Below are 14711 nucleotides of genomic sequence, written 5' to 3' on the forward strand. Positions count from 1 at the left end.
TAAAAAAGCTCTCAATTTTGAGGGCTTTTTTATATAAAATTCCAAGCTTTAATTGCATCTTTAAATAATATTTTTTAAAAAAATGGTAAAAGTCGATTAAAAAAGGTGACTTTTAAAAATATGCTGTTATAATCTTGCCACGCACTAAATTTCGTTCATTACCTGAACATTCTCTTCTATCATTGTGTATGCGCGTCCGGTCCAAAGAGAGGACATTATTTCGCGCCCCACCCAATCGCTTAAGCGATTCCTTCAGGTTGCGGCTGTAATCAAATGTGCGTTATACGCATCGTCGTTCTCGGATCGCCGCTGATTCTATATTTTCAGCGATTATTGCTGTGCCGCTTTTTGCCGATGTCCATCTGACTTTATTTTAATGGAGCACCCAGTTTTCGGGTGAAAAACTCTATGAGCAAAACTTTTGCTGAATTTTCTTTACATGAATCGTTACAACAAGCGCTACAAAGCCTAGGTTTTACATCTCCTACGCCTGTACAGGAACAATCGATTCCTGCTGCTTTAGAAGGTAAAGACCTTCTTGTATCAAGCCAAACAGGTTCAGGTAAAACTGCGGCGTTTTTACTTCCAACGTTAAACGCACTTGCAGGTCAAGAGACTTTCGTTCCGTTCAAAGAACGTATGAAAGCAATTACCCAACCAAATATTTTAGTACTTTGCCCAACACGTGAGTTGGCGCAACAAGTAAGCCAAGACGCAATTGCATTTGTACGTCACATGAAAGGTGCACGTATTGCTGCGATCATGGGCGGTATGCCATTTGGCAAGCAAATCCAACAGTTAAAAGGTGCACAAGTTGTGGTTGCGACACCAGGTCGTTTACTTGACCTTGTGAACCGTCGTCAAATTAAATTAGACAAAGTTGATGCGCTAATTGTTGATGAAGCTGACCGTATGCTTGACCTTGGTTTCTCTGAAGACTTAGAAGCGATTAGCGATCTTGCTGCAAACCGTAAACAAACATTAATGTTCTCTGCAACATTTGCACCACGTATCATCACTCTTGCTGAACGCATGATGAATGATCCTGAACGTATTGCAATTGAGACAGGTCATTCTACCAATACAGATATCACTCAGACTCTACACTGGACTGATGGTTTTGAGCACAAGAAAAAACTTTTAACTCACTGGTTGAGCGAAGAAGATCTTGATCAAGCTGTTGTTTTCGCGTCTACACAAGAAGACACAGATATGCTTGCTGAAGAATTGGCTGAAGCGGGTCACTCAGTGGTTGCACTTCACGGTGCAATGCCACAAACCGTGCGTAACCGTCGTTTACGTAGTATTCGTGAAGGTCGTGCAAAAATCTTGGTTGCAACTGACGTTGCAGCACGTGGTTTAGACGTACCAACAATTTCACATGTAATCAACTTCGGTCTACCAATGAAGAACGAAGACTATGTACACCGTATTGGTCGTACAGGTCGTGCGGGTCGTACAGGTAAAGCAATTACTTTGGCAACTTACCGTGAACGCGGCAAAATCCGTGCTTTAGAAGATTACTTAGATGCTCGTTTAGAAGTTTCTGAAATCGAAGGCTTAGAGCCATCTCCACCTCCAGCACGTTCTGGTCGTGATGGTGGTCGTGGTCGCAATGGCGGTGGTCGTCGTGAAGGTGGTCGTGGCGGTTTCGGCGGTGGTCGTCGTTTTGAAGGTGAATCTAACTTCAAACGTCGTGAAGGTGGCCGTGATGGCGACCGTCCACAGCGTTCATTTGGTGGTGAAGATCGTCCACGTCGTGAATTCAACAATGATCGTCCACGCCGTGAAGGTGGTTTCGAAGACCGTCCACGTCGCGAATTTAACAATGATCGTCCACGCCGTGAAGGTGGTTTCGAAGACCGTCCACGTCGCGAATTCAATAATGATCGTCCACGCCGTGAAGGTGGTTTTGAAGACCGTCCACGTCGCGAATTTAACAGCGATCGTCCACGTCGTGAAGGTGGTTTCAATGATAAGCCGCGTTTTGACTCGAATGATGATAACCGTGGTAACCGTGTAGATTACAAACCACGCCGTGAAGGTTCTTTTGGTGACCGTCCTAAACGTGATTTCGGTGATCGTCCACCGCGTCGTGAAGGTGGTTTTGGTGACCGTCCACAACGTTCATTTGGTGGTGAAGATCGTCCTAAGCGTTCATTCGGTGGTGAAGATCGTCCTAAGCGTTCATTTGGTGGCGATGATCGTCCTAAACGTTCATTTGGTAGTGATGATCATCCACGTCGTGAAGGCGGTGACCGTCGTCGTAAGTTTAACGACTAAGTTCTACCTTCTAAAAAACCAGCGCAAAAGCGCTGGTTTTTTTATGTTTAAAGATTTCGTTTATTGTTTAAAAAATGTATACTAAGTCAAATTTATGTTGAAATATGACAAATATGAACAACAATATAGAACAACAACCTCTATTCGGGTATTCGTTAAAAGAGGTCATTATGCCTTATTTGGGTTTTATTCTTTTGCTGAGTAATTTGATCTTTTTCTTTTACGCTCAATTTATATAACACAGCGTTCTAATTTCTATGCTGTGCGCCTTGGTTCGTATAATTAAAATGAAAGAATCAAAAAACAAATTGCACACAGTTTACCCGACGTAACTAGGTAACATTTTATAGTTCAATCCTTTATAGTATGCGTGCTGAAAAATTGCAGGAACTTTCTCCGCTATGAATAATCAAGCACCCTTTGAAAATTCAGCTTTGATTGAAGTCAAAGAACTGAGTTTTAAGCGAGGGGAACGAATCATTTATGACCAAGTCAGTCTGAAGATTCGACGTGGTCAAATTACCGCCATTATGGGGCCATCTGGAACAGGTAAAACTACACTGTTGCGTTTAATTGGGGGGCAGTTAACTCCAGATCATGGGCAAGTGCTACTCGATGGTAAAGATATTGGTCAGATGTCGCGACATGAGTTGTTTGCGGCACGAGCGCGTATGGGCATGCTGTTCCAAAGCGGTGCTTTATTTACCGATATGAGCGTTTATGAAAATGTTGCATTTCCATTGCGTGCGCATACCCAATTACCTGAGCATTTAATTGCAGAATTGGTCGCATTAAAGCTGGAATCGGTTGGCCTGCGTGGCACAGAGCAGCTCATGCCTTCTGAACTTTCAGGGGGGATGAACCGACGTGTGGCTTTGGCACGTGCAATTGCATTAGATCCAGAATTGATTATGTATGATGAACCTTTTGCAGGTCAGGACCCGATTGTGAAAGGTGTACTGACTCGATTAATTCGTTCTCTACGTGAAGCATTGGAATTGACCACGATTATTGTATCGCATGATGTAGCAGAAACGCTTTCGATTGCAGATTATATTTATGTGGTTGCGGAGGGGAAAGTGCAAGGTGAAGGTACGCCTGCTGAATTACAGGCGAATGCATCACCATTTGTGCGACAGTTCCTGACAGGTGCGGCTGAAGGGCCTGTAGAATATCAGTTTAGTCATCAAGCGTATTTGGCGGGCGAGGTTCGTGCATGAATGCTATTACCTCATTAGGTAGACGTGTTATTCAGAGTGTTCAGGGTGTCGGTGTTGCAACCATTATGTTGCTACAAATTCTATGCTCAATGCCGACATGGTTAGGGGTCAAACTGTTTGTTTACCAAATGTATCGTGTCGGGGTGATGTCCTTACTGATTATTTCGGTGTCAGGTTTGTTCATTGGTTTGGTTTTAGGCTTACAAGGCTATTCCATTTTGGTCAACATTGGTTCAGAAGCTATGTTGGGCACCATGGTGTCGTTAACTCTGTTACGTGAATTGGCTCCTGTGGTTGCCGCATTATTATTTGCTGGGCGTGCAGGTTCTGCATTGACTGCAGAAATTGGATTAATGAAAGCCACCGAACAATTGTCCAGTATGGAGATGATCGGGGTTGATCCATTAAAACGTATTGTTTCACCACGTTTGTGGGCGGGTATTGTAAGTTTGCCGATGTTGAGTGTGGTGTTTGCTGCGATTGGTGTTATTGGCGGTAAAATGGTCGGCGTAGATTTTCTGGGCGTAGATGAAGGTTCTTTCTGGAGTGGCATGCAAAGTAATGTGCAATTCTATAAAGATATCTTTAATGGCACGATTATTAAGAGTATTGTTTTTGCCATTTTATGTACTTGGATTGCGGTTTACCAAGGCTATGCCTGTGTACCGACATCTGAAGGCATTGCAACATCCACAACGCGTACCGTGGTGTATTCATCGCTTTGTGTATTAGGTTTTGATTTTGTGTTGACTGCGGTCATGTTCGGAGGGGTTTAATGAAATCACGTGCAAGTGAGCTGGCCGTAGGATTATTTGTGATTGTCTTCGGTGTTGCATTGTTTTTCTTGGCAATGAAAGTAAGTGGCTTAGTCGGCACTAACTTACGTGATGCCTATAGCATGACGGCACAATTTGATAACGTAAATGGCTTGAAGCCTCGTGCCAAAGTTACGATGAGTGGTGTCACGATTGGTCGTGTTACAGATATTACTCTAGATCCAGTAACACGTTTGGCAACGGTGCATTTTGAATTGGATGGCAAGCTAACGTCTTTTAATGCAGAACAGTTGAAAACGGTTGAAAACAATGCGTTGGATGAGTTGCGCTATAGCACAGAATATACCGAAGCTACACCAGCGAAACAAAAAGAAATGGAACAGCAACTTATTGCGAACATGAAATCCATCACCAGTATTGATGAAGATGCTTACATAATGGTAGCAACCAATGGCTTGTTGGGTGAGAAGTATTTGAAAGTTGTTCCAGGTGGTGGCTTGAATTATATCAAGCGTGGCGCATCAATCGCTAACACTCAGGGTACGATGGATTTGGAAGATTTGATTAGTAAATTTATTACAGCAGGTGCAGGTAAGTCATCGACTCCATCGGCAGAAGCTGAGGCACCAACTGAAAAAACAGATGCTGAACCAGCATTTGTTGAATAATTGAAAGAGGAACTTAGAAGTGAATATGTTGTTGAAACAAACATTAACGGCAAGCATTTTATCAACCATGATTGCAGGTACTGCATTTGCTGCGCCAGCTGAAGCTCCTCCTGCATTTATTAAGCGTGTGGCGGATGGTTTAATTGGTCGCTTAAAAGCAGACCATGCAAAATTGCAAAATAACCCAGCAGCGGTTAAAGCCATTGTACGTCAAAACTTAGACCCGTATGTGGATTCACAAGCGTTCACTCGTATCGTCATGGGTACTTATGCAACCAATCAGTACAGCACTGCAGCACAGCGTGCACAGTTTGAAAAGAACTTCCGTGAAACATTGATTGAAAACTACGGCACAGCTTTTGCCAAGTTTAGCAACCAGACGTATAGCATGCGCCCTTATAAAGCAACAGGCAGTGCTAATCCTGTAGTGACCATTGACTTTAATAACAACGGTGAAAAGATTCCTGTATCGTTCCAGTTGGCGGATAAAGGTAGCCAATGGAAGATTCGTAACATCAACGTTTCTGGTATTGATTTAGGTTTGCAATTCCGTAACCAGTTTGCGGCGACTGTGAAACGTAATGGTGGTAATCTGGATAAAGCGATTGCTAACTTTGAACCAGATGCTGACGCAGCTGTAAAGAAAAAATAAGATAGGTGAATGGTGATTAGTCTCGTCAATCAGGAATTGCAAGTCACTGGAAAAATCGACTATGACAATGCTGAACAATACTATCAGCAGGGTCTGGCATTGATTCAGAAACAACAGTTGCCTATGGTAGTGAACCTAGCACAGTTGCAACAGGGAAGTACCTTGGCATTAGCGGTACTGGTACGTTGGTTGCGCCAAACGCCTCAAGCACAAGGTTTACACTTTAAGGCTGTGCCTGACAAAATGATGAAGATTATTCAGGCTTGTCATCTGCAAGATGATCTGCATTTGATCTAAAAGAAAAAGCACCGCAATTGCGGTGCTTTTTTTATGTTGAATCTTATGCTCAAAAAGAACGTGTTCTGTTGTACTTCGCGGATCACACCATGCAAAAAAGAATGTTCAGATCCATTTTTTCCAGCGGAAATAAATCAGTGGCCCAATAAAGAAGCCGACAATAATCATACTAACGGCGATAAAGCTGGTGGTGCCGTGGGCAAAGGGTAAAACATCCGTATTCATGCCGTAGATACTTGCCACTAACATTGGGGGTGCAAGCATACTGGGTAAAATCGAGAAGCGACGAATGGTATCATTCTGCTCGGTGTTAATGAATCCTGATGTCGTATCTAGCAAGAAGCGCACTTTCTGGAACAAGAAGGCATCATGTTCGACCAGTGAGCGTACATCTTCACTCAACTCTCGAATGTCTGCATCATAGATATGACTGCCTAGGGCACGCGGACGGGATAAAAAGGTCAGTACACGACGTAAGTCAATCAAACAGAGTTGTGCCTTACCTAGCATATCTTCTAACTGTGCCAGACGGGTAATCATGTCATCAAGGTCGAGAATTTGTTCACGATGGCGGTTATTCAGCACTTCTGTGGAGTATTTTTCCAAGTCCTTGTGGATATCTTCCAAGATATCCGCAAGCTCATCTAGTTTGGCTTCGAGTAAACCTAAAAGTACCCAAGTCGGGTCTTTATAGTCAATTTCGTAATCATTGCGACGTGCGCGTGCGCGAAAGGCACGGAAAGCCACCAGTTTTTCACCACGTAGAGTAAACAAACGCTCTTTATGTAAAATAAAAGCAACTGTTTGTACTGTGGCTAAAATACTGGAATTATCATCTGCTTCACCATCCACCTGATAATTTTTATTTTTCGTTAAAAAATACGTGCTGATATGCAAAATACCATCATCATCACGGTAGAATCGGGCAGATGAAGAGATGTCTTCCAACGATTTTAGTGTTGGTAGATTTTGATCATACGCATCTAAAACCCATTGCTGTTCTTCTTGTGAAGGTGCAATCAGGTCGACCCAGACCAGTTCTGGATGTAAATCAAAACCGCCATTAATGGTGGCGTCTTCTAAACTACCGCGCTCTGTGGCGTAAAAGGCTTCAAGCATAGATGTCTTTTCTCCCTTACGCAGTATGGGGTTAAATCGATGGGTGTATTTTAGACAAGGATTTCATGAAAAACACTGATTGAATTGCTAATTTATGAAAAAATCTCTATCTACTTTACTTTCGCGGTATGACAAGATCATAACATGGTGAAATAATGACACATTCTATTGCGGTTTTTTGTGGTTCAGCGGTTGGTACAGACACCATTTTCTTAGATACAGCACGTCATGTTGGGCAAACGTTAGCACAACAAGGTAAAACACTGATCTATGGTGGTGGGCGCTCTGGTTTAATGGGCGTGATTGCGGATAGTGCCTTACAAGCAGGTGGGCGAGTGATTGGCGTGATTCCACATGCATTGGTCGATCGTGAGTTGGCTCATCCTGATTTGACTGAGCTGCATGTGGTGAAAAACATGCATGAACGTAAAACCAAAATGTCTGAACTTTCAGATGCCTTTATTGCACTGCCAGGTGGTGCGGGAACTTTGGAAGAAATTTTTGAACAGTGGACTTGGGCACAATTGGGCATTCATTTAAAACCATGCGCCTTTTTAAATGTTGAAGGCTTTTATGATGACCTGATTAAATTCATCAACTTAACGACTGAAAAAGGCTTTACGCATTCACGTTTCACAGAGACCTTAATTGCTGAAAACTCGGTTGAAGCGATTCTACAGCAGTTTGATGTATTTACTGCACCTACCCCGAAATGGGGCATGACCGAGCAGCAAGACTTGGTGAAACACGCCTAATGAAACAAATTACTGTCGCTGCGGGTATTGTGTTAAATACACAACAGCAGTTGTTATTGGTGCGTAAGCACAACACTCGTTTTTTTATGCAGGTGGGTGGCAAGTTAGAACCAGATGAAGCACCTGAACATTGTATCTTGCGTGAAATCGAGGAGGAAATTGGTTGTCAGGCGAAAATTATTCAGTACGTTGGACGTTTCGAAACTGCTGCGGCCAATGAGCCTGATCATCTATTGGTGAGTCATGTATTTCAAGTGGAACTATTGAACTCGCCACAAATTGCAGCTGAAATTGCCGAACTCAAGTGGATTGAGCTGGATGATCAGAGTACGCCTTTAGCACCATTGACTCGAGAAATCGTGTTGCCATGGGTGCGTCAGTATCTAAAGATACAGGCATAGCTTTTTCAAATGGATTGAATCAGTACTTCTATAATTAACATTGAGCTGCTGCAATACAGGCAGCTTCAATTTTTCGGCAGCCCAGTTCATTTAGAGCTTGTTGCAATGCTTTAAGTGAGCTGCCTGTTGTCACCACATCATCTAGCATTAACACGCGACGATAACGCAGAGTGTTTGTTGGGGCGATTTTAAATTGCTGTTCTATGCTATCCAGTCGTTCTAAACGGCTTAAGCCTTTCTGTGAATGCTGATGTTGCCGTTGAATAGGTTGCCAAACAGGAATATTTAACTGCTGACTCAAACGCTGTGCCAGAATGACACTTTGGTTATAACCTCGTTCAGCCAAACGTTGAGTGGAAATTGGCATGGGAACGATGGCCTGAATCTGTCGATAGTCCAGTTGCTTGAGCAGTCCAGTCAGCAAAATTTGAAAATGTAGTTGTTGCTCATATTTAAATTGCTGAATCACACGATCAATGGGATAGGCATAATGGCAGGCGACTTGAACCTCAATTTCTTGACGTTGCACGTATTGTTTGAACCAAGGTAAATGGTTCCAGCAATCTTGACAGAGACTCGCATAGCGGCCACGCTCAAGTCCACAAAACTGACATGGTAGTACTGAATGTAGCCATTGCTGAGCGCTAGATAAAAAAGGTTTAAACATAGGCATAGCGAGGGGCTTCAGGCAGCCAGCGTTTGAGTAGGGCATCGGCCTGAGTTGGATAGTCTTTCAGGATTTGTTGTGCTACATAATGCGCCTGATTGAGCAAATGATCATCCCGTTCTAATTTGGCAACGCGAAAGCCCATATCTCCTGTTTGTTTAGTGCCGAGTAATTCCCCAGGGCCGCGAATCTCTAAATCTTTCTCTGCAATGATGAAGCCATCATTGGTTTCACGCATGATGCGTAAGCGTTCTTGCCCATTTTGTGACAGTGGATTCTTATAGAGTAGGGCACAAAAACTTGCCTTAGCACCACGTCCAACACGACCACGTAACTGATGCAGTTGTGATAAGCCCAGACGCTCGGCATTTTCAATGACCATAATAGAGGCATTCGGCACATCCACGCCGACTTCAATTACCGTGGTCGCAATGAGCAATTGTAGTTCGTTGTCCTTGAACTGTTGCATGACGGCTTGCTTGTCATCGGCTTTCATTTTGCCATGTACCAGTCCGATATTGAGTGTTGGGAAACGTTGCTTAATTTCGGTATAGGTGGCTTCTGCGGCTTGAGCATCTAAAGTTTCCGACTGTTCGACCAATGTGCAAACCCAATAGGCTTGTTTGCCTTCGGCGCAATTACTGGCAATCCGTTGTAAGACTTCTTCACGACGATCCAAAGGAATAGTCACCGTTTGAATCGGGGTTCGACCTGGTGGCAATTCATCAATCACTGAGGTATCTAAGTCCCCATATGCGGACATCGCGAGAGTACGCGGAATAGGGGTTGCAGTCATTACGAGTTGATGGGGCGTGGTTTGCTGTGCGCCTTTATTGCGAAGTGCTAAACGCTGATCAACCCCAAAGCGGTGTTGCTCATCAATAATCACCAAACCCAATTTATGAAAGGCAACACTGTCTTGGAATAATGCATGGGTACCAATGACCAGTTGCGCCGAGCCTTGTTGGATTTGTTGCTCTGCCAAGGCACGGGCTTTACCTTTTTGCTTGCCTGATAGCCATGCCACAGTTAAGCCTAAAGGTTCAAACCAGCGTTTAAAATTCAAATAATGTTGTTCTGCGAGAATTTCAGTTGGTGCCATGAGTGCAACTTGCCAACCTTCTTCTAAGGCGTGACAAGCAGCAAGTGCCGCCACGAGCGTTTTACCTGCACCCACATCACCTTGTACCAGACGCAGCATTGGCTTGTGTTGCTTTAAATCATCGGAGATTTCTTTAGACACGCGCTTCTGTGCTGCGGTCATTTTAAAAGGCAACGCAGCTAGCAATTGTTTGGATAGGATTTTACTGTGAGTAAAAGCGGGAGCTTCAATCTGTTGGATGTAGGCGCGGCGGGTCAGAAGGCTGACTTGATGAGCCACCAATTCCTCAAAAATTAGACGTTGCTGCGCAGGATGTGAACCTTGACTCAACTGCAACATATTGGCATCCAATGGCGGTTCATGAATGTAATGCAAGGCTTGCTTTAAGGCGTAGCCATTGGTGAATTTCTGTGGCAGGAGTTCTGGTAGATCATCACTGTGCTGTTTTAACGCATGTTTGACATATTCACGTAGTTTGGTTTGAGTGAGTCCTTCAGTCGCAGGGTAAATCGCCGTGAGCTGGGTTTGTGGCAATTGCGTATGTTCAGTAATGAGCTGAATTTCAGGATGATACATTTCCAAGCCACGAGCACCGACACGGACTTCACCAAAAACCCGTAAACGGTTGCCGACTTTGCCGCGATCAGTCAGGGCTTTATATAGGTGATAAAAGCGTAATGTAACTTTACCGAGCTCATCATCCAGTAAAATGGCCATGGATTTACGCTTTCCCGGAGGAAAGTCCACTGATTTCACCGTACCCTCAAGCAGATAGCTACGCCCAACCTCCAATTGGTTCATGGGGATGATCGTGCTACGATCTTCATAATCCCGCGGCAGATGAAACAGTAAATCATCCGTGGTGAAAATATTCAGTTTTTCAAGTAATGCAGCAGAGGCACTTCCAACCCCTTGCAATTGTTGGACTGCGGCCATGTCCCCTCAACTAAAGTGCTCATTAGGTGCTAAATGCATATTTTATTTATAGGTTATGGTAAAACATCTCAACGGGTTGCTAAACAATTATTTCAACAAGGCCACCAAATTACCACAATAAGCCGTACTGCCAAACCACAAGATTTTGCTACACATTTAATTCAAGATATTCATCAACTTGATTTGAGTCAAATTACTCCTGTCGATATCGTCTATATATTGTTATCTCCCGCATCAAGCACGCCTGAAGGTTATCAAGCGACTTTTGTAGATGCCATTCCTGCGATGCAGAAGGCCTTACAAGCTCATCCTGTCAAAAAAGTCATTGTAGTGTCTTCAACCCGAGTTTATGGTGAGCAAGCAGGGGAGCGTATTGATGATGCGAGTGTGCCTCAGCCGATTAATGCACAGGGCGAAATTCTACGGCAGATGGAATTGTTGTGGCAGGCTGCGTATCCTGAACAAAGCATCATTATTCGCCCGACAGGTATTTACGGAGCTTCTGTTGCGCGTATGGTGAAGTTGGCACAGCAGACTTCGACCTATCCGAATATTCATTATAGCAATCGTATTCATATTGAAGATTTAGCCCGCTTTTTGGCGCATTTGATTCACGTGGAACATCCTAAAAGTTCTTATATTGTCACGAATAATCAACCCATTCCTTTACATGAAATTATTCAGTGGTTTCAGCAGCAGTTGGCGCTGCTAGTTTTAGTTTTGGAAAGCGATGTGGTGTCTGGTAAGCGAATTTATGCTTCCCATATGCAGCAGATGGATTTTGAATTACAACATCCTGATTGTTTTGAGGATTATTCGGCGTTGTTGTTAAAAAATGATTGAAAAAATATTTTGTACTTTATTCAATGAATTTTTTGGAAAATAGTCGTGGAATGTGAAAAGTAATGTAAAAGTCCTTCTAGTGGACTGTTCACTAGAAGGATCCGATTTAAGATTATGATTTATATTAAATAAATAATTTTGCATAAGTTGTTTATGTTGATTTTAGGAAAAGTTAAAAATATGAGAAAAGAGCTAAGAGAACTATTTATCAGTGGGTGTAATGAGAAAATTCAAAAAAAGGGAGATAGTGTAGGTTTATCTTTCTATGCTTTTTTCAAAAATAAAAATGATGATCCTGAGCTTTTAATGGAAGCTGCAACTTGGTGGATCATGCAACATAAATTAGATCATTTTGAAAAAGCCGTAAAAATTAAAGCTCTTGTTTTAAGAGAGACGCCTTCTATTTAACATCATGGCTGTGGTAAGAAATAAAAATATATAAAAATTAAAAACATAGCCTAAACTTTCACGTTGGTATAAGGTGTATTATGTTAGTTTAGAGCAACTGAATCCTAGCACATCACTATCAACCAATATTTCAGTACTAAGCATAAAACTAAATCCATCTGATATTAAGAACACAAGTGCTGCAATTTTTGGGATTAACTAAATTGAACTGCCTTTTTATGAATTAAAACTTGATTTAATGTGCTACAAAAAAGCTCTAGGCTTCATCTGGTAATCCCTCCTAAAAATGAACGAGATCTACCTGAAATATGGGCATAACCATTAACAGGAACGAGATCAGCTTAAGTAAGATCAGCCAAAAAGTCGTGGTTATGGGATAAGTCGATAGGTAAAAACTTAGTCATGACTAAATATCTATTACTTAGAACACACAGCTTCCCCAGGGCTAAGATAGCTTACAGGCAGAATCTTTCCAGCTTCAGAAATACATATTTGCGTTGCAAAATTTTTATTTGATTCCAAATTCACATCATATGGTTTGTTTATTTTTAAAATATTTAACGGAATTAAGGCACAATCATCCTCTAATATAGGAAATTTTCCTTTACTGTATGTCTTTTCATACACAGTTTTATAATCTTTACTATCTGTTATTTCTGCAACAAAAACTAGATATGAGTTTTCAACATCGGAATAGGTTTTTTCATTATTTGTGAAAATACATACATTATTATCTTTAATAGTGGATTCAAGATTTCTACTAATAGGTTGTGCACAACTGTTTATAGTAAGTAAACTAAGCAAAGACATTAATAAAACAGGATTTTTTTTCATGATTTAAGCTTTAGGTAACAAAGATTTATCTTTAGGGTTTAACAAAAAATCTCTTAATATTCTTTCAACATACCCTAATAATTTTAGACTTTTTTGATGGTGCGCTCGTGATGGGCTAATTTTTTGTAAATATATTGCATCAAACCAAAACTCAATGATACGACCTTGCTGCTCAAAATTAAAATCTTGAAATTTTTTATTAAGATCTCTGCCCATTAAGTCTGTATCGTAAGCTTTTAATTCATTTTGACCTGAATCAACTGAATTTACTTCGGAAGTATATCCACCATTACAAAGTTGCTTTATGCCAAGCCAACCATTCGTTGCACCCATTTGATATTGCCAAACATGAGTCATTTCATGAATAAACCAATGTCTTACATTTGGTTTAGCAATACTAAAGTCTGTTATTTTTAAATAATCATCTTTAGGTAAATATATTTCTCCAGCAGGCGTCATTGCATTGCCAGTTCTTGTGTGTATCAATCCACCTAAATGTATCCAAACTTTAGAATAATCAATAGAGTCCTTGAATACCAATTGAGACATTGCTATCTCACCAGATGTAAGTTTACGTTTAGTCCCTATTTTGATAGCAACAGCAGCCTTTGCTTTCATATCTCCATCAATTTTTTTTAATTTTGCAGAAAATGTTGCAATAACATTAGTCATGATTATGCTCCTTCGAAATAATTTTTAATTCAACTTCCTCCTCTTCAGTTCCTTTTATAAGTTCAGTCAAACCGTCTTTATCCGTAGTTCCATGAATAACTTCACCATTTTTATGAACTTCATAACAAATTTCAGCCAGTGGCTCACCTGTTAACTCATCTTGTAATAAAAATCTTTGACCATACTGAAACTCAGGTTTAGATATAAAGTTATTAGTATTTTTTGATGATGTTTCGAATCTACCTGATCCATTACTCATAACAGCAAGATCAGAAATTTTTAAATATCTTGAACCACAAGTAGATGTATCATCTGCAGCTACAATGCTTTTTCCACCAACAATCATAAAGCCTTGATTCGAAGCTAATGCACGTGATTGAACTTTACACAGAGGACAATAATGCGTCATACCATCTAAATGGACAGCTTTACCTTCAACTAAAAAAGACGAATCACCTAAAATAATGATTCCACCATGATCCGTTTTACAACCAACGGTAATTAATGCTTTCATTTATAATTTTATGTTTAATTAATAACAGCACCATTAAAACACAAGAATTAAACGATACAAAGTTTGAAAATTTCATTCTTTTTTCTTTTCCTCCATTTAAAATAATGGTGGTTATAGGAAATTGAGTTTCTCTTAATTAGGTAAAAACATCAGATGCCTTATCAAAATTTAAATGTTATGTATGATTTCGGATCAATCAGTTTAGATGTTGTAGAAAAACTTGATCAAGCTTATGAAATTAACTTACCTTTAAATTATATAAAGCTGATTACATCTCATAATGGGGTGCAATTTATTGAGAATAGCTTTGAATATACAGATTCTAACAATGAAGTAGGAGAGTCAGGCATAGCGTTCTGTTGTTTTGGAAGGAGATAGGAGGTGATCATATTGAAAACTATCAAGATCAAGATATATATGGCCATGATAGGATAGTCGTCTTTGGACTAAATGGTTGTGGTGATTATATCGGATTTGACTATAGGCCTGACGTTAATAATCTGAAAATAGTTCTTATGTACCATGATCAATATATTAAAGACCAACATGGAAACCTTAAGTTAA

General features: G+C 41.0%; 17 protein-coding genes. 11 read left to right on the forward strand and 6 right to left on the reverse strand.

Annotated features, from left to right (window positions below; genetic code table 11):
• The first annotated feature begins 408 nt into the window (after positions 1-408).
• From MP622_RS15795 to MP622_RS15820, 6 genes are all read left to right on the forward strand, one after another.
• The gene (locus tag MP622_RS15795; RefSeq protein WP_243791757.1) at positions 409-2283 is read left to right on the forward strand and encodes a DEAD/DEAH box helicase; all 1875 of its coding nucleotides are present in this window, start codon (positions 409-411) and stop codon (positions 2281-2283) included.
• A 401-nt stretch (positions 2284-2684) separates the two neighbouring features.
• The gene (locus MP622_RS15800; protein WP_243791759.1) at positions 2685-3503 is read left to right on the forward strand and encodes an ABC transporter ATP-binding protein; all 819 of its coding nucleotides are present in this window, start codon (positions 2685-2687) and stop codon (positions 3501-3503) included.
• Positions 3500-4279, forward strand: a complete 780-nt coding sequence (gene mlaE / locus MP622_RS15805; protein ID WP_243791761.1) for a lipid asymmetry maintenance ABC transporter permease subunit MlaE — start codon at positions 3500-3502, stop codon at positions 4277-4279. Before MP622_RS15800 ends, mlaE begins: the two co-directional genes overlap by 4 nt.
• Positions 4279-4947, forward strand: coding sequence for an outer membrane lipid asymmetry maintenance protein MlaD (locus MP622_RS15810; protein ID WP_016168627.1), 669 nt, complete (start codon positions 4279-4281; stop codon positions 4945-4947). The genes mlaE and MP622_RS15810 overlap by 1 nt, the downstream gene beginning before the upstream one ends.
• Positions 4948-4966: 19 nt before the next feature.
• On the forward strand, positions 4967-5599 hold the full coding sequence (locus MP622_RS15815; protein WP_016168626.1) for an ABC transporter substrate-binding protein: 633 nt from the start codon (positions 4967-4969) through the stop codon (positions 5597-5599).
• A 12-nt stretch (positions 5600-5611) separates the two neighbouring features.
• Complete coding sequence (locus MP622_RS15820) at positions 5612-5896, forward strand: STAS domain-containing protein (protein ID WP_044739641.1); 285 nt, start codon at positions 5612-5614, stop codon at positions 5894-5896.
• Between the two features lie 105 nt (positions 5897-6001).
• On the opposite strand, the gene MP622_RS15825 is transcribed toward MP622_RS15820, so the two are convergent.
• Positions 6002-7015, reverse strand: coding sequence for a magnesium and cobalt transport protein CorA (locus tag MP622_RS15825; RefSeq protein WP_016168624.1), 1014 nt, complete (start codon positions 7013-7015; stop codon positions 6002-6004).
• A gap of 155 nt (positions 7016-7170) precedes the next feature.
• On the opposite strand from MP622_RS15825, the gene MP622_RS15830 reads away from it, so the two are divergent.
• On the forward strand, positions 7171-7770 hold the full coding sequence (locus tag MP622_RS15830; RefSeq protein WP_243791763.1) for a TIGR00730 family Rossman fold protein: 600 nt from the start codon (positions 7171-7173) through the stop codon (positions 7768-7770).
• The gene (locus tag MP622_RS15835; RefSeq protein WP_243791765.1) at positions 7770-8171 is read left to right on the forward strand and encodes an NUDIX domain-containing protein; all 402 of its coding nucleotides are present in this window, start codon (positions 7770-7772) and stop codon (positions 8169-8171) included. The genes MP622_RS15830 and MP622_RS15835 overlap by 1 nt, the downstream gene beginning before the upstream one ends.
• Positions 8172-8205: 34 nt before the next feature.
• Here MP622_RS15835 and MP622_RS15840 read toward each other — a convergent pair whose 3' ends face one another.
• Together MP622_RS15840 and recG are read right to left on the reverse strand one after the other, a co-directional pair.
• Entirely contained in the window at positions 8206-8838 is a 633-nt protein-coding gene (locus tag MP622_RS15840; protein ID WP_243793565.1) for a phosphoribosyltransferase family protein, read from the reverse strand.
• On the reverse strand, positions 8831-10876 hold the full coding sequence (gene recG, locus MP622_RS15845) for an ATP-dependent DNA helicase RecG (RefSeq protein WP_243791767.1): 2046 nt from the start codon (positions 10874-10876) through the stop codon (positions 8831-8833). Before recG ends, MP622_RS15840 begins: the two co-directional genes overlap by 8 nt.
• A gap of 33 nt (positions 10877-10909) precedes the next feature.
• On the opposite strand from recG, the gene MP622_RS15850 reads away from it, so the two are divergent.
• Together MP622_RS15850 and MP622_RS15855 are read left to right on the forward strand one after the other, a co-directional pair.
• On the forward strand, positions 10910-11719 hold the full coding sequence (locus tag MP622_RS15850; protein ID WP_243791769.1) for an NAD(P)H-binding protein: 810 nt from the start codon (positions 10910-10912) through the stop codon (positions 11717-11719).
• Positions 11720-11899: 180 nt separating this feature from the next.
• Positions 11900-12127, forward strand: a complete 228-nt coding sequence (locus MP622_RS15855) for a DUF6500 family protein (RefSeq protein ID WP_243793566.1) — start codon at positions 11900-11902, stop codon at positions 12125-12127.
• A 417-nt stretch (positions 12128-12544) separates the two neighbouring features.
• Here the strand turns inward: MP622_RS15855 and MP622_RS15860 are convergent, their stop codons facing one another.
• From MP622_RS15860 to MP622_RS15870, 3 genes are read right to left on the reverse strand one after another with little or no spacing between them, the layout of a single operon-like run.
• Entirely contained in the window at positions 12545-12961 is a 417-nt protein-coding gene (locus tag MP622_RS15860; RefSeq protein ID WP_243791771.1) for an NF045616 family extracytoplasmic (lipo)protein, read from the reverse strand.
• A 3-nt stretch (positions 12962-12964) separates the two neighbouring features.
• Positions 12965-13633 (reverse strand): zinc protease, encoded by a 669-nt coding sequence (locus tag MP622_RS15865; RefSeq protein WP_243791773.1) that lies wholly within the window; start codon positions 13631-13633, stop codon positions 12965-12967.
• Positions 13626-14147, reverse strand: coding sequence for a PAAR domain-containing protein (locus MP622_RS15870; RefSeq protein WP_243791775.1), 522 nt, complete (start codon positions 14145-14147; stop codon positions 13626-13628). The genes MP622_RS15865 and MP622_RS15870 overlap by 8 nt, the downstream gene beginning before the upstream one ends.
• Positions 14148-14300: 153 nt before the next feature.
• Between MP622_RS15870 and MP622_RS15875 the strand changes: the two genes are divergently transcribed.
• A complete protein-coding gene (locus tag MP622_RS15875) occupies positions 14301-14525 on the forward strand; it encodes a hypothetical protein (protein WP_243791776.1) in 225 nt (74 codons plus the stop codon).
• The last annotated feature ends 186 nt before the right edge of the window (positions 14526-14711 follow it).

The organism is Acinetobacter sp. PK01, from assembly GCF_022819285.1.
Taxonomy (GTDB): Bacteria; Pseudomonadota; Gammaproteobacteria; order Pseudomonadales; family Moraxellaceae; genus Acinetobacter; species Acinetobacter tandoii.